Source organism: Pedobacter sp. AC402, from assembly GCF_979252805.1.
In genome coordinates this window covers 306,195-324,183 of the sequence record NZ_CEEDAI010000009.1, presented here as the reverse complement: position 1 = coordinate 324,183, position 17,989 = coordinate 306,195, and the positions used below count along the sequence as shown (strand labels likewise).

Below are 17,989 nucleotides of genomic sequence, written 5' to 3'. Positions count from 1 at the left end.
AATTGATCTCAATCTTGCGAAGATATTATTATCTGTTAGATGGTTTTTCGTCCAGCCATTTCAAACCTTCTTCTGCTTGTGTAAAAAATAAAATTTCAGCATGTTTTTCATCATTTTCCACACTCTTTTTTGCAGATAACTGGCTGAATGCGCTTTCAGACAATATCCATGCAAAATATTTAAGTCCTGCCAGTTCCATTAAAGGCAACCACGTAGTGGCCGCCCAATCTGATGCTTCAGACCAGGTTCCTGGAACCAAACGGTTGTCATTAAAAACCTTACTCCGCTTGTTTTCCTTTAAATAATCTATCATCAGGCTCCCACCACGTTTAACAGTAATAATATCCTGGTATCCCGTCCATTCAACAAACATAATATCGCTTCCTATCGGGCAGTTTATAATCAGGTGTTTATCTTTGTAATAGCTTTTGGTGCGTATATCAGGCGCTATCGAAATGCTTTTAATTAACGGTAATTTGAAAGAAAATACCGATCCTTCTCCAAACGAACTCTCTATCCAAAAACCTCCACCATGCCGTTTTATAATGTCAGCTGAAATGTAAAGTCCAAGGCCAAGGCCATCAAAACGTGTCGAAGAATTATCGGCCCTGTAGTAGCGCTCAAATAACTGCTGTAGGTGGTTCGATTTTATTCCAATACCATAATCTTTTACCGAAACAATAATATTTTCATCAATAACTTTAACGCTGATTTCAACCTTGTTGGCATCAGGAGAGTATTTTACAGCATTTGAAATAAAATTATGAACAACCTGCTCCAGCCTAAACTGATCTCCTGTAAAGCTGATATTATCTTCCGCTGTGAGTAATAATTTATGCGATGGATAGATTTGCTGCATTTCTGCAACAACATTCATTAGCATTGCAGAAAAATCAAAAATTTTTGAATCGAAAATCATTTTTCCAGCATTGATTTTGCTTACATCCAATAAATCGGCAATCAGCTTTTCCAGGCGGTTAAGTTGCCCGGCCGAACGCTTCAAGATAGGTTTTGATTTTTCCCTCCTCAACCATTCTTAAAAGCAGTTGATGAAAGCCTTTACTGGTAGTGAGTGGTGTTTTAAGTTCGTGGCTGGCTATAGAAATAAACTCATCTTTTCTGGCTTCACTGGTTTTTATGATATGGATATTTGTATTGGTTCCTATCCAGATAGCTGATTTGTTTCCTTGGCTAACCAACCTGGCAATTGCAAGGTGCCAGTAATAATTACCATCCGAAAAAAGCAAACGGAGCTCAGCGGTATATTCCTGGCCACTTTCTAATGATGCTTTCCATCGGTCAATACTTGCCGCCAAATCATCTTTATGTACAAATGCGGTCCAGCCATAGGCCAAAATCGTTTCCCTGGTTTGACCAAAATCCCTACAAGCAGTATCATTTACATAATTGATCTCTCCGGCAGTATTTGCTGTCCAAACCTGTTGAGGAATTTCATTGAGCAATAAGGTAGATGAAGGCTGATCTGAAATAAGCGCATTATCCTGATTGTGGGCATTAGGGCTTGCCTTCGAGCCATCCTGATGTGAGTTGCTACTTTGCGGATTCATGTACAAATCTATAAAATGATAGCTTAAGGTTGCCAATTAATATCCCTGCAATTAAACATAAATTACCTACTGGTAGTAAAGACCAAACCAGTTCGACGAATAAAAGTTTTAATCGGGAATAGATAGCTTATTTTCAGAGATTTAGGATCTTGGCCTCCATAATTGTGCTAATTGGTGTTAATCTGTGTAGTATTAATAATAAAATTGTTCGCCTTTTAATCCTTGAAATTAAGTTGCTGCAGGTTTTTCAAAACCAGCTTTATTGTATAAATGTTATTAAAGAAAGCTACAGTGCCTATGGAACAGATGAATATTAGCCCTAAAAAAGAAATTATTTTAGATTTCGAAGACTGGCCAATTACCCCTGCTGCCCAAAAGCTTAAGCCTTGCGTGTTTTTGGATGGAAGTTATTATAGCTGTCTTTTAGGGCCAGACAGAGAAAAGGGTATTTTGGGAAAAGGAACTTCTCCTTTTGATGCCGTATTGGATTGGGAAAACCAGCTTTATAATCGATTGGCTACCGCAGGTAAGGATGATGAGGTTGCAATTTACGCGAGCAATGTATTAAATTTTAATGGGAGGGAATGATGTAACCTGATTTGCTACCGCTGTTTCAGTGTTAAGATTTTATTTCACTTTTGATTCTATCGTCGCTTTTAACGTTTCTAAAACATTGTTCTTCCAGACCTTGTTTTATAGTTACCAATTAAGTAATGCTATATGCCATGGTTTAACGGAGATTATCCGCCCTCATACAAAAACCAGCCTGAACCATTAAGGGAAAAGGCTGTAGAAATTGCCAATGCACTTTTAGCTGAAGGCCTTGAGGAGGGTATTGCAATTGCAACGGGATTGAAACGTGCCCGTGAGCATTTTAAAAGGGAACAGCAGATAAAAAAAAATAACAAAAATTGATTACGTAAAATAGAAAAAATATGAGAACGGTACACACAATTTTTATCGCTGCTGCTTTTGTAGCATCAGTATTAACAGCTTGTACAAGCCCTTCTGAAAGAGCAAAAGGCCCATATCAGAAAGATTATGAAGATACTGCAAAGAAAAGTCCTGCAGATTCGGCAGCTGCCCAGCCCAGGGTAGATCCACAGGATACAGTTAGGAAATATTAATATGAGGATAAATGAAAATAATCCGCTGGGTAGTGCCGAATATAAAATTAATGCAGATCAGCCAGAGGAAAACTTTCTGCATGAGATAGAATCTGATGGAGATACACTTGAGCCTGAAACTTTTGGAACTGATGTTGGAACGGTCGATGTGAGCGACCCAAAATCACTCGAATATTGGTCGGAGCAGTTTCAAATTAGTAAAGATGAGCTGAAAGCATCGGTTTTACTTCGCGGAAACTCTATAGCTGAAATTAAATGATTTTTATCGGTATAATTATGGCTGAGTTACCAGATTTAACTGTATTTGCCCAAACCCTAACTAAAAGATTTAAAGGTAAGGTGCTTGAAACGCTTGAAGTAAGCGTTGCCAAAAAACTTAATGTAACACCAAAAGAACTTAAAAAAAGCCTTGAAGGCAGGGAGTTGCTTAAGGCAGAACGCTCGGGGAAAACGCTTCAGCTGTTTTTCTCCGGGTCGCAAGTTTTGGGGTTGCACCTGATGTTACGTGGAGCGTTGGAGTTGATTGATCAGGATGCGAGCCGCCAAGGTTCCAGGTTTTGGGTTTCCATTTTGAAGGAGGAGATGCATTTTCACTCGTTGATCTCCAAAAGCAGGCTACACCAACGTTAAATCCTGAACAGGTAACCGTTCCGGATGCATTGGATATGGAGCAGGATTATTTTTTGAATTTGCTCGCCAAAAAGAAAACCCTAATTAAAACATTACTTATGGATCAGCATGTTATCCGTGGAATCGGTAATTCTTATGGAGATGAAATCCTTTATCATGCCGGCATTTCTCCTTTATCCATCGCTAAAATGATCCCGGAAAAACAGGGTAAAAAATTATTTCAAAGTATTGGTTTAGTGCTCAAAAAAGCCATTAAACAGATTGCTGAAGAAAATGGGGATGAACTTAGAGGCGAATTGCGTGATTTTATGCAGGTGCACAGTGCCAAGCTAAAGGAAACAGAAAAAGGAGAAGAAATTTTTTCAGAGAAAATAGGTGGAAGGATGAGTTATTTTGTAAAAGGTCAGGAAATTTTTAAATAATGCCACTATTGGGAGAAGCTCAAATGTAATTCATCCACATTTACGTTCCACTGCATCGGTTTTTTGCAATGGTTTATTTTCAGGTTCTTCATCAACATTTTGATTTGTTAATTTTTCCGGCAGGATTTCTTCAACAATTTCGTTTATTCGGGTGTTGATTCTGATATTTGCTTCATAACTTTGATCTGTAAATTTGCGTTGTTTTAAGATGATTTTTCAACGAACAAGAATTATCAGCCATTTAATAAAGGTTCAATTAAAACCCACAGATTTGAAATGCTTTAACTTTTAGAAGAATTATAATTTAGAAAAATTCCATTTAAGGTAAAATGTATCGCTATCTTATATTCATTCTTTTGTTTTATCTGTATTAAACGCCTTTATTTGCAAAATACCGTGTTAACGTAAATTGATTATTCCGATTTTAAGATACGACATCTACGTTGACGGATGGAACATCGGTCGAATTGTATATCTTTGCGATCTAATTGTGAATACGCTATGGGCAAAGTGCTTATACAGGAAACCGAACAATCTATAATGGACGTACTCATTCTCGCGTTAGAGATGGGAGGATTTTCCGTAATGGGATCGTTAGGGCTTGAGCCTGACTTTATGGAAAAGATAGCCGATTACCGCCCACATGTTGTGGTGTTGGATTATCGGCTCGACGGAAAAAAAGCAGCGGAGATATGTGCGCTTATCAAGGAAAAATATCCATGCCTACCCGTGCTTGCCTTGAGTTGCAATTCAAATATCCATTTAGATTATGATAAACATGGTTTTGATGATTATATCCGCAAACCATTTGATATTGAGGAGCTTTACACTATTTTACGTAAGTATATTGCAAAATCAGAAGCCTGTGAAGAGGAAATTTCTGATTTATAATTCCAAATTATATCATCAATCTGTTTAACATTAGCTCAAAAACTGATTAAATATTTTTAGCCTTAAAACCCTGCACAGCATTTTTAATTGCCGTTTTGATTTTTGGAAGTAATCCACTATCGCTTCTTTTTTCTGAAAGCAGATCGCTAACAAGCTGGGTGATTTGCTGAATTGAAAAAGGTTTTTCCAATATGGCATCGCAACCATAGTCGGTTAATGAAAATAGAATTTGAGTATAAGCTGAAGTAATAATGATGGGAACGTATTCAAATCCATCTAAAGCGCGGATGGCACCGCAAAGTTCTCCTCCGTTCCATTCAGGCAGCATATAATCCAAAATTACAAGGTCAGGGCGGTAGTTTGCAATGAGTCCAATTGCTTTCTCAGGATCAGGGGAGCCCTGGCATTGATAGCCGTGCAACTCAAAAATTTCCTGTAAAGTTTCAAGTAGCATCAAATCATCTTCAACAATAAATATTTTTTTTGCTTCCATTATACCTGGTTTTTGCTTTGTTGGAGATTTATAATTTTCAAAACCATCTAAACTTGTAAACATGCTGTTTATACTACTAATTTAATCATTTATTTTTCCTACTGCAATGGTTTAATTGTCTTTTCTTCGAGCTGTGCAATGCGAAAAATTTCTCTCGAAATAATACCTACATTTTCCTTTAGCTGGTCCATGTTGCAAAATATTGTATCCAGCGGGATAGGAAGATCTGCCAGGGTTTGGGCAAGCACAACCTGAATTATACAGCCACCCGTGTGCTCTTTTGCTCCTTTAAGAAGGTTAAACGTTTCAATGGCGGTTTTTCGGTCGTTTCCCAATGCAAATTTTCCATACGTAATTTCAGTGCCCTTTAAATGAAGTGCCAATGTAATTTCTAATGTTGATTCCATTTGTTCAGGTTTTAGGTTTGCAATGTTCAATAGACTTAACTTTAATTAAAAATGCCGCTTTAAGCGGCATTTTTAATGATAATTAGCTAATCGCAATTTGTCGGGAAACAGCTTTTGCTTCCTCTTTTTTTGGCAGAGTAAGCTTAAGCAAACCATCATTGTAGGTGGCCTGGATGTTATCTACATCCGCACTTTCAGGAAGCGTAAATGCCCTGGTAAATGCAGAATAGCTAAATTCCCGTCTGTTATAGGTTTTCTCAGATACGTTGTTCTCCATGCGTTGTTCTGTCGAGATGGTCAGCATGTCACGCTCAAGCGAAATCTTAAAATCCTCTTTTTTCAGTCCAGGAGCTGCAAGTTCGATGTGATACTCCTCATTGGATTCTGAAATGTTTACAGCAGGAATGTTGTTGGTGCGGCGGTCTGAAAAAAATGTGTCGTCTAATACGGATTCGAAAATGTCATTAAAGCCTGGCAATAATGTACTGTTTTTCTTTTCCTGGATTGAATTTAACCAATGTCATAGTGAATTCTCCTTTTAATAATTTAATAATAAACGGACTATAAATTAATTAATTTTCTCTAAAACCTTAAGCGGTTCTGGGATTCTTAGATCAAGCTGCGTGCCAATAGTATTTTAATCGATATTTTGGTGCTTTGAATTCATTAAAACTGAAAAAAAAGCATTTTTCCTGAAAATTTTTCAGTTTAGCGCTGAAAAATTTTCAGCTGGCATTTAGATATTCTTTTACCAAGATTATCGCACATAAATAGAGCACAAGCCACAGTGTAGCTGTAATAAAGTGATAAAAATTAGGATATATTAGAGAGAAGGATACGCTTATTCGCAAAAGGAAAGATGGATGTGAATTTTGGATTCAAAAATAGCGTAGTGGTAGATCATTTTATGTGTATTCAATTAATACATTGAATACACCTCGTTAAATTTCTTAATTGTGGGCAATGCTGTAGCCTACCTGGTTTATCAAATAATTTATATCAAAAGGTTTGGCAATAAAACCCTGCGCACTACAAGAGTTTTCTACTTCGGTTTGGCTAGAATGGGCACTCATCATTAAAACAGGAACTTTTTTCGTATTAAAACCTTTCTTGAGTGCTTCACAAACATTTATTCCATTCCCGTCAGGCAGCCTGATATCTAAAAGAAACAAATCTGCATGTTCATGCTTATCTTGCATAAATTCATTAATTGTGGAGAAACTCATTACTTCATATTCTTCATCAATAAGAATCATCTCAATAATACTCCTTATATCCGGGTCATCTTCGAGAACATATATTTTCTTTGCCATAATCTAACCTAATGTTATACCTACTATAAGTGTTTAATCCATTAAATTGTTTTAATTATCGAAAAAGTAGAATTTCAATTTCAACCTTGTACTATAAGATATGCTAATAATTTTTATTTAACCGATAAGCGGTGTCATCATTTTTAGCACGTAACTGGTATTCATTCAGGAAATTTTTAACGTCTTCAGGCGGATCGATATTTGCAATTATCCTTTTAATATCAATATCACTGCTTACCGCTTTACGCAGGTTAGTGTCCCAATCATCCAGCGCTTCTTCAACAGAATTTCCACAGCCAAAAATACCATGCTGAGGGTCTGTACCATAAAGTACGCAAACCGAACCGCCATTTCGAAAAACAGATGGGTTAAGTTTTTTGGCAATACCCTTAAGCGGTATTTTAATCAGGTTTTCTTCAGGAATATTCATTTTGATGGCTTTTTGATAAAAATAAGGAAATTGCTGTTGATGCTTTTTTGTGTTAATTTTATTGTTATAATCTGTGATCGTTAGGAATATCTTACCCGTTTTTATTTAGCAACATTGATAAAACATTGAGCTTTGTATTTTGGTTTTTTATTTTTGTTATAAATGGCTATAAATCAGCTATAATGTTTGCAAAATGAATTTATTAAGGGTGTTTAAACAAACAGATGTTGTTTATGGTGTCGCCGGACCTTTATGTTCCCAATGGTCTTTAATCAATTCGTTGTTTTTTCCAAATTTTAATCTTCTGGCATAGCGATCGCCCCTGATTTTTCCGTTAGCATCCTTTTTGCCAAGAAAGATCATAATTGCCCGGCCATCTGTGTCAGTTTTAAGGGCAAGATCATAACGGCCAAATTTCATTTCCAAGAAGCTATCCGGTTGATATGTTTTATTGATAATGTTTAGGAGTGAAGTGTTAAGTTTCATATAATGCTGTAAATGAATTATTTAAGTTTTCGCTTTCAGGTTAATTCAACTTAAGTTTGGTTGATGAAAAACCCGGTTGTTTACTGTTAATTTTCTTTAAAATCGAGTAAGGGCTGCAGATTCAATAGAACAGCAACCCTTATCGAAAAAACCAAGCTTATAAAAAACAATATCAAATTCTGGAAAGTTTGTTAAATATTTATTTAAGGTTATTCTTCATCAGGTCATCCGCTTTGCCATTGATTCTTATTAACTAATTAATCGACATACTTTTAGATGTAAGTTTTTGTAGTCGAAAGGTTTAAAGATAATATCGTCTGCAAGGCTCGGTACTTTTAGTGCCTGGCGATTCTAACATAGCAGTAATCAATAAAATCCGGATATGGCCAGTGCCAGTATTTTTCTTAATTATATTGCAGAGTTCCCTGCCGTCGCCTTTATCCAATAAGATATCCATTACCAGTAAGTCGGGTTGAAAGTCGGTTATGGTTTTCTCGAGCTGGTCGGAGTGGCAGATACTGGTAACAATAAAAGCTTGGTCTTCGAGGGCCAGTTGTATCACTTCTGCATTGCTTCTGGTCGTCATCAAGTACAAGTATTTTTGCCATATGTTTTTTTGCGTCAATCGATAGATGGTTGTTTCACATTATCCAAATAAAGATTTTTACCCACAACTTATCCATAATGAATACTTATGCTACGATAGACTGCTTAGCCTTTAGTAAAATATCGGTTTTTAGTTTATTGGTATACCGCATTTGGTTTCTGATCTCTGGAAAATTACAAAACATCTTTTTAATGTTTCCTTCATCCTAAGCAAAACCAGTAGTTGTATTGAAGATTTGGTAGTTAACCCCGTCTGTGATGTTAATTACTTGTTTAAAAAGGGTATATATGCGAAAATGAGCACAAATAATTTTGCGAAATAGGTGAAATGAATTTAAACCAGAGTTGAACTATTTTTAAAGACGATACCTCAGGGCGATACTTTTCCCTATTGCTTTAAGCAGGTTGTGGTTGTTGCCAACGGTTAGTTCAGGGCATACCCATTCCTTATTTACGCTTCGAACCAGGGTGAGTTCTTCTCCCTGTACACTGATCTTAAATTCTACAGTATCTTTATTGATGTTTTTAGTGAGCACACTGTAGGTGTAATCTCTGTTTTCAAAGGTGATTCGCATTGGTAAACTCATTAATGCAAAGATAATGTATAAAAAGCTTTGCCAGGAAATCTTTTATTCCACACCTTCAGGTTAAATTGGTTAATAACTTGCTGTATGTTTTGGTGATAAGCTTGGTTAAATCAAAATGCTTTTACAAAATTAAAGCCTGTATTGCTTACTATGGGGATTTTATTTAAGCAATTCTGCTGTTTTTTCCTTAATAAATGCTTCTTTATCTTCTTTTACTTCATCAAGAAAAAAGTTTGAATTTATTAACTTTGTTGGATGAAGTCAGTATTGGAATGTAGTGTGGCCGGGTTTAAAAAAAATGAATTGCAAACCAGGGGGTATAAAGTTCATCGGATTGCCGGTGAGGCATATCCTCCTTTAGTATACGGGCGACGGGATTATTATAAAGTTGTGTTGGGTAAAGGTGACATGAAAATTTGTTATGGAGATCAAACCATTCCTGTAAACGGCACTTTTCTTTTTTTTGGAAACCCTCATATTCCGTATTCTGTTGAACACCTCTCGCCCGGCCAGAGTGGTTACGCCTGTCTTTTTACCGAAAGTTTTATTGATGGAAGGGAACGTGCAGACAGTTTGCTTAATGCTGCTATATTCCGCTTTGAAGGGATGCCAGTGGTACCTGTTAATGAAGAGCAGGCGGCGTTTATCTCCGGGCTTTATGAACGGATGCTCCTTGTTTATTGTAGTGATTACAGTCATAGAGATGAAATGTTCAAAAACTGTATCGACCTTGTTATCCATGAAGCATTGCGAATTATGCCCCAGGAAAGGCTTCAGGAAAAAAATGCTGCTACAAGGATGACCCACCTGTTTATGGAGCTTCTTGAAAAACAGTTCCCAATTGAAAATATAAAAAATCCGTTGAGGATGCGTACTGCACAACACTTTGCCGAAAGCCTTGCAGTACATGTAAATTATTTAAACCGATCTGTAAAGGAAGTTACAGGTAAACCCATTTCTATTCATATTGCAGAGCGTATTGCAGCTGAAGCAAAGGCACTTTTACAGCATACCAACTGGAGTATTGCTGAAATTGCGTATGGGCTTGGTTTTGAATACCCTACCTATTTTAACAATTATTTTAAAAGGGTTACCGGCAGCATACCAAATTCCTTTAGAAAGGGATAAATGAAAAGTATGAATATCATACTTTTTGGTTTGATTCTCTTTAGCTTTACGACGCTAATAACCAGAATTTTGAAGTAATAAAATGAGATTTTATTCAGCAAGGTTTGCCGAAGCATTTCTTTTATAATTTATTGCAAAAATGATGGAAAAATTAAAATTTAAAGCACCTTTCGGTGTACCCGTACCAGTTATAACAGTTAGTCCGATAAACATGGCTACTTTTAATAATCGTGGTAACGAACTGCAGGTACGTATTTCTGCGCCCTCTACTGGAAATAATTTGCCGATTATTGTATTTGCGCATGGTTATGGCCAGTCATTAGATAGTTATGCACCGCTTGTAAACTTTTGGGCAGCACATGGTTTTGTTGTTGTGCAGTGTACTTTTCTCGATTCAAGACGGTATGCGATCCCGGCTGATGATCCACGCACACCTTTGTTATGGAAATTCCGGGTTGAGGATGTAAAACACATGCTTGATGAGCTTGATGTAATTGAAGGGTACATCCCTGGACTTAAAGGCCGTACAGATCGAAACCGGATTGCCGCTGTAGGCCATTCTTTTGGCGCACAAACTATAGGTATGCTATTAGGGGCAAGGATTATTCAACCCGATGGAAAACTAGGTGAAGATTTGTCTGATGACCGGATTAAAGCTGGTGTGCTATTAACGCCAGCAGGAAAAGGAGGAGCCGATTTAAGTGCTTTCGCAGCCGAGAATTTTCCTTTTATGAATCCAAGTTACACCGAGATGACCACCCCTTCGCTGGTTGTGGCAGGGAATAAGGATATATCGGCACTAACGGTTCGCGGTTGGGAATGGTTTACCGATGCCTATTATTTAAGCCCAGGTGCGAACGCCTTGCTTACTCTTTTTGGTGCAGAGCATGGCCTTGGCGGAATTTCGGGTTATGAAGCCGCAGAAACAACTGATGAAAATCCTGATCGGGTGGAGGCAGTTGCATATTTGAGCTGGGCTTATCTTACCTCAGCTTTGTATCCAGAAAATAATTCCTGGTCAGAAGCTTCTAAGTGGTTGATTGAAAGTGCTGATGCAATAGGAAAAATAGATGTTAAGTAATTGAAAATCAAATTACCTATTGTTAAAGCGCATTCTGTTTATAGCTTTTCAATAAACCAGGTTTTTAATGGGCAGAATGATTCGAGTAATCTTAATTCCACGAATAAGGGCTGCCAGTTGATAAGAACTGCAGCCCGCATTTTCAGAAAAAGGTATTATAAAGAAAACAATTGCTCCCAGCATAGGCTGGAATCGATTAAAATTACCAAGGACTAATTCCTGTTTCAGGCGAATTGTCATCACTATAAAACTGGCCTGTTGGTCCGTCTGTATCCAATGTAGCTGCTTTAACAACCCTTGAGGCGGCATCTTCAACAGTTCCGGGGCCACTGTGGTGATTAAAATCTGTAGCGGTATATCCCGGATCAACTGCATTTACCTTAAACGGTGTATCACGAAGTTCATAAGCCAATGCAATGGTATAACCATTAAGTGCTGCCTTCGATGCCAGATAAGCTACTGGTTTAACCGGATAATATTTCCATGATGGATCGGAATGCAAAGTGAGTGATCCCAAACCTGAAGTTACATTTACAATTCTTGGTGCTTCTGAATTTTTAAGGATCGGGGTAAAAGCTTGTGTTACCTCTATCACGCCAAATACATTGGTGTCGAAAACATCGCGGTAAGTTTCAACAGCTGTTTCCAATACATTTTGAGGAAAACCACCTGCAATGCCCGCATTATTGATCAATACATCAAGCACAGAAATTTTACTTTCTAAAAGAACTTTCGCTGCTTTTATGGAGGCGGGGTTGTTCACATCTATTAAAATGGGTTCCACATTTTTCAGTCCTTCCAACTCCAGTTGCTTAACCGCTTGCTGGCCTTTTTCTAAATCGCGGCAGCCCAGATATACATAATAGCCTTCTTTTATTAATTGTTTGGCGGTTTCAAAACCTATACTTTTGTTTGCACCCGTTATTAATGCTGTTTTCATATTTATTTTATTTAACACTGCAAATCTAATCGACCTGGCATTGTAATTTGTTATACATACAGCGGTATTAATGGTACATTTTACGGATTCTTGCACGGTACTCTGCAGGGGTTAATGCTGTTTCGCGTTTAAAGAAACGGTTAAAGTATGAGGCATCAGAAAAGCCAAGATCAAATGCAATTTCTTTTAATGAATCATTGGTATAGAAAAGCAGTCGTCTTGCCTCAAGCACTACGCGAGTTCATGAATATGTTTGATGGCTGGTTTTCCGCTTTGCATTTTAACCACCTCACTTAAATGTCCTGCCGAAATATTTAACTGGCTGGCATACGCTCCAACCTCTTTTAACTCGCGAAAAGATTCGTTTACCTTTGACTGGTAGCTGCGCAGCAGGGTTTTTTCAGGAGAATTTTCTTGTGGTTTGTATTGTTCGGTATACAGGCGACTTAAATAGGTGAGTAAAAGGTTAAGGCATGCCGATAGCATCCGCTGTTGCCAATCATTCGGATTGATATATTCTTTATTTATTTTTCCCAGCAAATCTTCAATAAAAAGCAGATCATTATCCGTCAGAAGCAGCTCATGGCCACCTTGCGGGCATTCGATAATTGGAAGTCTGTTTATAGAAACATCTCCTTGCATATTTAGAAATTCTTTAGTAAAGGCAATGCCTGTTGCCCAAAGCGCATCGATGCCTTCTTTAACAATAATCCGGTTAGGAATATAAAAGTATATTGTATTGCTTTTAAGTGTAAAAGGAGTCATATCGATCCATTGCCGGGTTTCTCCCTTCCTCATTAAAACGACCAGATAATGATTTTTTCGGTGAGGCAATAATAAATCTTCTTCATCCGGCAGGTTACCTTCAAAATTATATACCCTGAAGTTTTTGTTCGCTGTTAACCGATCCGGAACTAGGGAATAAATAGGAAGTTGTTGGGTATGTTCAGCAATGTTCATCAGTTAAAACTATGATTAATTTGTTCCTTATGCAACACTCTGAATTTTAACGTTCCTTAATTTTTTGTTTTAAAAAGATTGTAAGTGTTTTGTAAACAGAAGCATAACCTATTTAATGCCGAAAATAATTATACTATGGAAACATAAAGAAGTAACTTACTGCTGAGCCTATTAATGTATTGAACTGACTTTTTAATTAATTTAATGACCGACGTTGGAAGGAATCCGGATTTCTTTTATTGTTTTTAAATGGCGGCGTAGGATGGATAGATTTTTGGAAGCAAAGGATTTAATTTGAGGATCTGTTGATTTTTCGGCCGCTTCAAAAAGCGCAACAGCATTTTCATGGTCGCTGATCATCATTTGAACATAAACGCCATCGAAGGCCAGTCCGTCATAATTACCAAGTTCGTGTAATGCGTCACTAATATTTTGTTGATTTAATATTTTCCTGGCGTCTGTATTCATCTCATCTGACGTACCTCCATTTGTATTTGATGTTGATCCAGAAATCATACTACCGCTGGCATTTCCATTCGCACTGTTATTGGCTCCTTCACCGGTTTTCGGAATAGCTTTACCCTGTGAATTTTGATCAGAAAGTATTGCTGATGTTGAACTACTTGTTTTAGTTCCTATTTTTCGATCTTCACTTTTACCGCTTAATGTTTTTCCATTTTTACTATCGGAAGTTTTTGGTAAATCAATATTTATCGATTTAGCTAAACTCTTCAGCTGAATGTTCACCTCATTGTGTTCTGAAAGTTCCATTTCGCTAAAGGCTTTTAATTTTTCGTCGTGTGCTACTCTTTTGGCCATATTGGCAGCACCAACAACCTTAAAGTTATTCAGTGCGGCCTGTTCAACGAATTGTTTGTCTTTGGCATTTGCCTTCGTTTTTACTGGTGCCTGCGCTACCGCCAATAGCGGAAGGCTGATCGATATAATGGCAGAAGCAAGAAATAATTTCATAATTTTCATTGTAGTGAATTTATTATTGTCTTTAATAAAAACCTTTTTATTTCATGAAAGTTTATGCTAATTCGATGTTTCGGATAGCGCTGCCTTACCTGAATTATCTATAATAAGGATCCGGATGTTGATCATAAGCGAATTTAAAATCGTGGATTTAAATTCAAAGGATAGTTTTATTAATAAAGAGAAATGATGTTGATGTTATCGTTTCATTACCAGTGGGTTGTGTTTATTTGGTGCTATTGGAGTTCATAGCAAATTTCTCCTTATTGGGTGGGAATTTAGATGAACAAAATGAATAAGAACCGCCTGTTTTACTGCTACGTTCATATACGCAATACAGTAAAACCAAACAATTAATGAAACATCTCTTACTCTCGATCGCATCGGTATTTCTATTTATTTTACAAATTTCAGCTCAGCCTGCCTGCCGGAGAAACAGCACTGGGATTGCTTATACAACATCCTTTTTCGGTGAGTACAATTTTTATGGTACCAGTTTCGATGCCAGTGCAATGTGTCTTCCTCCTATGACCGTTGGGACACCTTGCATTATCCGGAATGGGCTTATCACATACCCAGGTACATACGGCAACTATAGTGTAATTAATTGTAATTTTGATAAGGGGATAGAATATTTCCTCCTTCCTGTTTTATTGGCTATCGGCTTAATTGCGCTGAGAAGATAAGTTATTAATTATTAGTGCCTTACAAAATGGAGAGGAGTGGTTTATTCTATAGAACTTGTTAAGTTTTTTTAACTCATGGCTTGGTCAAACCCAAATATTGTTCAGCTTGTTGGCGCATTAACTGAGGCGTTTTTCGGTCCATGAAAACATCAATAATAATCATTGGAAAGAGTTCTGAATTATAAGGATCAAAATCGGTAACCATGGGTAAACCATCATGGCTCTCTTTGTAATAATCTTCATCATCGGCAATGCTCCATTTGCCATTTTAAAGTATTTTCATAACCGCCCTGACCATTTTTGCCTTTAAACCAATCGGCTTTACTACGCGCATTTTTCCCTTTTTTCTTAGAATAAGCTTAATGCTTTAATGGATATCATTTTATTTATTGCGAAAATATTTATAGTAAAGCTATCCCAATTATCTGATATGATATTGGAATTTGAGATTTGAATAATTTCATTTATTAGGTTATTTGCTATGTTCATAAGGCCCAGGTAATTAATTATTATTCCTTGCTTAAACGCTCTATTTCATCGTTTAACTCCTGATCCCAAATAAATTCCATATCGAACTTACCTGTAGAGAATAGTGTAAATACGGAACGGTTCCATTTGTTGTTACCACCTTCTGTAGTTATTTCGTGAAGTTCACTTAACCAATCACTAATACTGTCATCAATATTTTCAACTTCAATATTTTTTCTAGTATCATTTTTAAAATAATCACCAGTATAGCCTACAACTCCCTCCCCAACAAATTCAAATTCCAGGCAAGCTTTTTCCCATTCGTTATTAATCACATTTAAGATTTCTTTGGCAATAGCTGTATAGATTTCGTCGACTGTCATGCTCTATCTATCAACCGTTTTCTGTAGGAAATTCATCTAAATCTAGCTCTTCTGGGTCAATATGATTTTTCACAACTTTGAGAAAATGATTTTTGCGTGGTCTTATAACAAAGATTAATACAGAATCAAAAGGAGAAAGTTGCAAATCTTTTGGTTGCGTATGACCGACTATAACAGGTTTTCCGTAATAAAGAGAATTATTTTCAATATCCAAGCTACATATCCAATTTCCTCCATAGTTTTTCCTTACAACTTCCCCAAAATAGGCGGCAGCATCATTAACATCATCGTTATCCTTATCAATTTTGTTTTTTGTCAAGTAATTTTCTAAATCATTCAAGCTATTGGTCGAATAATCTAGATTGTAACCCTGTTCTTCTGCTTTATCTATAAAACTCTCTAGATAATCGTCAATGTTGAAAATAAAATTTTCAAATTTTTCCTCTAATTCTGCTTTGCTTAAATTTTCTAAACTCATGGCTTGGTCAAACCTAAATATTGTTCAGCTTGTTGACGCATTAATTGAGGTGTTTTTCGGTCCATGAAAACATCAATAATAATCATTGGAAAGAGCTCTGAATTATAAGGATCAAAATCGGTAACCATGGGTAAACCATCATGGCTCTCTTTGTAATAATCTTCATCATCGGCAATCACTCCATTTGCCCTTTAGTACGCGCCTGTAGGTTTCGCCAAGGTAAATCCAGCTATCTTCGTATAGGCCACTATGTTCGGGCAGGTTAAAATCTGGACTAATTTTCATTAAGATCAGCTCCAAGTAGTCGAGGCTGTCAAGACTAAAATCAAATTTCACACCCAGGGTTGCTGCCATTTCCATTAAAGGAGAAAGTGTTGTATCTAGTTTGCTTATTTTTTCTTTTAGATAAGCCAAACGTTCTTTTTTATCAAAATCAGACATATAATTTATAAATTTTGTTGCCTTGCATAGTCAACCATATCTTTTGGGTAAAAAGGCATATCTCGGTAGCTGCTATCATCAATATTGTATAGTAAAGTAACCATGGCAGCCTCCCAGCACCAATAACCGGGAAAGCTATCTTTACCGACACTAAGGTGTACATCATGCCAACCACATTTGCGCATGCTTTTATACCAGCCTTTTAAAAATTTATGCATGTGTTTTACCTGCTCTTCTTTTGTGGCATTAATAGCATCAAAAAGTGATTGATAGGCTTTGGGGTGTTGTAGTTTATTTCCTTGTTTTCTATCTGGTTGAATGCTTAAAGCAATTTTATCCAATAAGGCGTCTTCCCCCTCCGGGGCAAGCAAATTTAATAAAATACTTATTTGTTCTTTATCTAAATCAAATAGGACATTGAAGGATAGAAGTTGAAGCAAATTTAGATAGCTTTCCAAAGAATCTAAATAAAATGGACTACTGTCAGGATGTTTTTTATTTTTAATCAACCAATATATCGCCTGTTCTGCATTATCTTTTAGATCTATAATTGGATAGCTAGTGGAGTATTTAGCAGTCAATAAATCACAGTTATCTCCATAAAAACAATAATAGACAAAGCTTATGTTTTTATATTCTTCAAGATGTTCGTTAACATCTTGCTTTGTTTCATTTATTTTTTCAGTAAAGAAGTTAATTACCTCTATAAAATGTTCTTCTGTAAATAATGGTTCCCTTTTTTGCATACTATTTTTGATGTTGCCTTCCATAGTCAACCATATCTTTTGGGTAAAAAGGCATATCTCGGTAGCTGCTATCATCAATATTGTACAGTAAAGTAACCATGGCAGCTTCCCAACACCAGTAACCATTAAAATTACTTTTGCCAGGACTAATGTGAATATCTTGCCAGCCACATTTGCGCATGCTTTTGTACCAGCCTTTTAAAAATTTCTGCATATGTTTTGCCTGCTCTTCTTTTGTGGCATTAATGGCATCTAAAAGTGATTGATAGGCTTTGGGGTGTTGTAGTTTATTTCCTTGTTTTCTGTTTGGTTCAATGCTTAAAGCAATTTTATCCAATAAGGCGTCTCCATCTTTCTTACCATCCGCTTCAAATAGATCTAACAGGTTTATCAATACTGTTTTATTAATGTTAAATAAAAATCCCAATGATAATAGTTGTAAAAAATTTAGATAATCTTCTAAATTATCTAAATAGAAATTGTCATGGTCAGGGTGTTTTATGTTTTTTATTAGCCAATTTATAGCTTGTGCTACATTGTCTTTTAATTCTTGTATAATATAGCCTGCAGAATATTTTGAAGTTAGTAACTTTAAATGATCTGTATATAATGTATAATATGGCCCACTTAAATTATCGAAATCTTGGAGTTCAGTTTCATATTCTTTAATATGATTTATTCGGCTTAAAATCCTATTGTTAAAATGCTCCACAGTCATTAATGGCTCTCTCTTTTCCATC

30 protein-coding genes are annotated in these 17,989 nt (G+C 36.5%); 10 read left to right on the top strand and 20 right to left on the bottom strand.

Annotated features, from left to right (window positions below):
• Positions 1-28: 28 nt before the first annotated feature.
• On the bottom strand, positions 29-1,003 hold the full coding sequence (locus AC0IWE_RS11970) for a sensor histidine kinase (protein ID WP_471793250.1): 975 nt from the start codon (positions 1,001-1,003) through the stop codon (positions 29-31).
• Entirely contained in the window at positions 978-1,568 is a 591-nt protein-coding gene (locus AC0IWE_RS11965) for a PAS domain-containing protein (RefSeq protein ID WP_471793249.1), read from the bottom strand. Before AC0IWE_RS11965 ends, AC0IWE_RS11970 begins: the two co-directional genes overlap by 26 nt.
• 270 nt (positions 1,569-1,838) lie before the next feature.
• Between AC0IWE_RS11965 and AC0IWE_RS11960 the strand changes: the two genes are divergently transcribed.
• From AC0IWE_RS11960 to AC0IWE_RS11930, 7 genes are all read left to right on the top strand, one after another.
• Positions 1,839-2,156, top strand: coding sequence for a hypothetical protein (locus AC0IWE_RS11960; protein WP_471793248.1), 318 nt, complete (start codon positions 1,839-1,841; stop codon positions 2,154-2,156).
• A 132-nt stretch (positions 2,157-2,288) separates the two neighbouring features.
• On the top strand, positions 2,289-2,483 hold the full coding sequence (locus AC0IWE_RS11955) for a DUF2188 domain-containing protein (protein WP_055904882.1): 195 nt from the start codon (positions 2,289-2,291) through the stop codon (positions 2,481-2,483).
• Positions 2,484-2,503: 20 nt separating this feature from the next.
• Positions 2,504-2,695, top strand: a complete 192-nt coding sequence (locus AC0IWE_RS11950) for a hypothetical protein (protein ID WP_055904879.1) — start codon at positions 2,504-2,506, stop codon at positions 2,693-2,695.
• A gap of 1 nt (position 2,696) precedes the next feature.
• Positions 2,697-2,954, top strand: a complete 258-nt coding sequence (locus AC0IWE_RS11945; RefSeq protein ID WP_471793247.1) for a DUF3606 domain-containing protein — start codon at positions 2,697-2,699, stop codon at positions 2,952-2,954.
• A gap of 17 nt (positions 2,955-2,971) precedes the next feature.
• On the top strand, positions 2,972-3,325 hold the full coding sequence (locus AC0IWE_RS11940) for a DNA-formamidopyrimidine glycosylase family protein (protein ID WP_471793246.1): 354 nt from the start codon (positions 2,972-2,974) through the stop codon (positions 3,323-3,325).
• Positions 3,253-3,747 carry an Fpg/Nei family DNA glycosylase gene (locus AC0IWE_RS11935; protein ID WP_471793245.1) on the top strand — a complete coding sequence of 165 codons (495 nt, stop codon included), beginning with the start codon at positions 3,253-3,255 and terminating at the stop codon, positions 3,745-3,747. Before AC0IWE_RS11940 ends, AC0IWE_RS11935 begins: the two co-directional genes overlap by 73 nt.
• Positions 3,748-4,197: 450 nt before the next feature.
• The gene (locus tag AC0IWE_RS11930) at positions 4,198-4,638 is read left to right on the top strand and encodes a response regulator (protein ID WP_082458647.1); all 441 of its coding nucleotides are present in this window, start codon (positions 4,198-4,200) and stop codon (positions 4,636-4,638) included.
• A 46-nt stretch (positions 4,639-4,684) separates the two neighbouring features.
• On the opposite strand, the gene AC0IWE_RS11925 is transcribed toward AC0IWE_RS11930, so the two are convergent.
• From AC0IWE_RS11925 to AC0IWE_RS11890, 8 genes are all read right to left on the bottom strand, one after another.
• On the bottom strand, positions 4,685-5,194 hold the full coding sequence (locus AC0IWE_RS11925) for a response regulator (RefSeq protein WP_055904866.1): 510 nt from the start codon (positions 5,192-5,194) through the stop codon (positions 4,685-4,687).
• Positions 5,195-5,229: 35 nt separating this feature from the next.
• On the bottom strand, positions 5,230-5,538 hold the full coding sequence (locus AC0IWE_RS11920; RefSeq protein ID WP_471793244.1) for a hypothetical protein: 309 nt from the start codon (positions 5,536-5,538) through the stop codon (positions 5,230-5,232).
• A gap of 82 nt (positions 5,539-5,620) precedes the next feature.
• Positions 5,621-6,016: an Hsp20/alpha crystallin family protein gene (locus AC0IWE_RS11915; RefSeq protein WP_471793243.1), complete on the bottom strand. Its 396-nt coding sequence runs from the start codon at positions 6,014-6,016 to the stop codon at positions 5,621-5,623.
• Positions 6,017-6,488: 472 nt separating this feature from the next.
• Positions 6,489-6,851 (bottom strand): response regulator transcription factor, encoded by a 363-nt coding sequence (locus tag AC0IWE_RS11910; RefSeq protein ID WP_055904854.1) that lies wholly within the window; start codon positions 6,849-6,851, stop codon positions 6,489-6,491.
• Positions 6,852-6,954: 103 nt separating this feature from the next.
• On the bottom strand, positions 6,955-7,281 hold the full coding sequence (locus AC0IWE_RS11905; RefSeq protein ID WP_055904851.1) for a hypothetical protein: 327 nt from the start codon (positions 7,279-7,281) through the stop codon (positions 6,955-6,957).
• A gap of 231 nt (positions 7,282-7,512) precedes the next feature.
• Entirely contained in the window at positions 7,513-7,767 is a 255-nt protein-coding gene (locus AC0IWE_RS11900; RefSeq protein WP_471793242.1) for a hypothetical protein, read from the bottom strand.
• 301 nt (positions 7,768-8,068) lie between these two features.
• Entirely contained in the window at positions 8,069-8,353 is a 285-nt protein-coding gene (locus tag AC0IWE_RS11895) for a response regulator (protein ID WP_471793241.1), read from the bottom strand.
• Positions 8,354-8,729: 376 nt separating this feature from the next.
• On the bottom strand, positions 8,730-8,948 hold the full coding sequence (locus AC0IWE_RS11890) for a hypothetical protein (protein WP_471793240.1): 219 nt from the start codon (positions 8,946-8,948) through the stop codon (positions 8,730-8,732).
• A gap of 267 nt (positions 8,949-9,215) precedes the next feature.
• On the opposite strand from AC0IWE_RS11890, the gene AC0IWE_RS11885 reads away from it, so the two are divergent.
• Both AC0IWE_RS11885 and AC0IWE_RS11880 read left to right on the top strand, forming a co-directional pair.
• On the top strand, positions 9,216-10,088 hold the full coding sequence (locus tag AC0IWE_RS11885) for a helix-turn-helix domain-containing protein (protein ID WP_471793239.1): 873 nt from the start codon (positions 9,216-9,218) through the stop codon (positions 10,086-10,088).
• A 139-nt stretch (positions 10,089-10,227) separates the two neighbouring features.
• Positions 10,228-11,169 carry an alpha/beta hydrolase family protein gene (locus tag AC0IWE_RS11880; RefSeq protein ID WP_471793238.1) on the top strand — a complete coding sequence of 314 codons (942 nt, stop codon included), beginning with the start codon at positions 10,228-10,230 and terminating at the stop codon, positions 11,167-11,169.
• Between the two features lie 202 nt (positions 11,170-11,371).
• Here AC0IWE_RS11880 and AC0IWE_RS11875 read toward each other — a convergent pair whose 3' ends face one another.
• From AC0IWE_RS11875 to AC0IWE_RS11860, 4 genes are all read right to left on the bottom strand, one after another.
• Complete coding sequence (locus AC0IWE_RS11875; protein WP_471793237.1) at positions 11,372-12,109, bottom strand: SDR family oxidoreductase; 738 nt, start codon at positions 12,107-12,109, stop codon at positions 11,372-11,374.
• Between the two features lie 67 nt (positions 12,110-12,176).
• The gene (locus AC0IWE_RS11870) at positions 12,177-12,341 is read right to left on the bottom strand and encodes a helix-turn-helix domain-containing protein (RefSeq protein ID WP_471793236.1); all 165 of its coding nucleotides are present in this window, start codon (positions 12,339-12,341) and stop codon (positions 12,177-12,179) included.
• Entirely contained in the window at positions 12,341-13,069 is a 729-nt protein-coding gene (locus tag AC0IWE_RS11865; RefSeq protein WP_471793235.1) for an AraC family transcriptional regulator, read from the bottom strand. The genes AC0IWE_RS11870 and AC0IWE_RS11865 overlap by 1 nt, the downstream gene beginning before the upstream one ends.
• Positions 13,070-13,270: 201 nt before the next feature.
• The gene (locus AC0IWE_RS11860) at positions 13,271-14,041 is read right to left on the bottom strand and encodes a DUF4142 domain-containing protein (protein ID WP_471793234.1); all 771 of its coding nucleotides are present in this window, start codon (positions 14,039-14,041) and stop codon (positions 13,271-13,273) included.
• Positions 14,042-14,403: 362 nt separating this feature from the next.
• Here AC0IWE_RS11860 and AC0IWE_RS11855 point away from each other — a divergent pair, with 362 nt between their 5' ends.
• The gene (locus AC0IWE_RS11855; RefSeq protein ID WP_471793233.1) at positions 14,404-14,733 is read left to right on the top strand and encodes a hypothetical protein; all 330 of its coding nucleotides are present in this window, start codon (positions 14,404-14,406) and stop codon (positions 14,731-14,733) included.
• Positions 14,734-15,242: 509 nt separating this feature from the next.
• On the opposite strand, the gene AC0IWE_RS11850 is transcribed toward AC0IWE_RS11855, so the two are convergent.
• Genes AC0IWE_RS11850 through AC0IWE_RS11825 form a run of 6 tightly spaced genes read right to left on the bottom strand, consistent with a single transcriptional unit; the run spans position 15,243 to position 17,988 of the window.
• Positions 15,243-15,584 (bottom strand): hypothetical protein, encoded by a 342-nt coding sequence (locus AC0IWE_RS11850; protein ID WP_471793232.1) that lies wholly within the window; start codon positions 15,582-15,584, stop codon positions 15,243-15,245.
• Positions 15,585-15,594: 10 nt separating this feature from the next.
• Complete coding sequence (locus AC0IWE_RS11845; protein ID WP_471793231.1) at positions 15,595-16,062, bottom strand: hypothetical protein; 468 nt, start codon at positions 16,060-16,062, stop codon at positions 15,595-15,597.
• Entirely contained in the window at positions 16,059-16,241 is a 183-nt protein-coding gene (locus AC0IWE_RS11840) for a hypothetical protein (RefSeq protein ID WP_471793230.1), read from the bottom strand. The genes AC0IWE_RS11845 and AC0IWE_RS11840 overlap by 4 nt, the downstream gene beginning before the upstream one ends.
• Positions 16,228-16,503 (bottom strand): hypothetical protein, encoded by a 276-nt coding sequence (locus tag AC0IWE_RS11835; protein WP_471793229.1) that lies wholly within the window; start codon positions 16,501-16,503, stop codon positions 16,228-16,230. Before AC0IWE_RS11835 ends, AC0IWE_RS11840 begins: the two co-directional genes overlap by 14 nt.
• 5 nt (positions 16,504-16,508) lie before the next feature.
• On the bottom strand, positions 16,509-17,273 hold the full coding sequence (locus AC0IWE_RS11830; protein ID WP_471793228.1) for a PoNi-like cognate immunity protein: 765 nt from the start codon (positions 17,271-17,273) through the stop codon (positions 16,509-16,511).
• On the bottom strand, positions 17,251-17,988 hold the full coding sequence (locus AC0IWE_RS11825) for a PoNi-like cognate immunity protein (protein WP_471793227.1): 738 nt from the start codon (positions 17,986-17,988) through the stop codon (positions 17,251-17,253). The genes AC0IWE_RS11830 and AC0IWE_RS11825 overlap by 23 nt, the downstream gene beginning before the upstream one ends.
• Position 17,989: the final 1 nt, after the last annotated feature.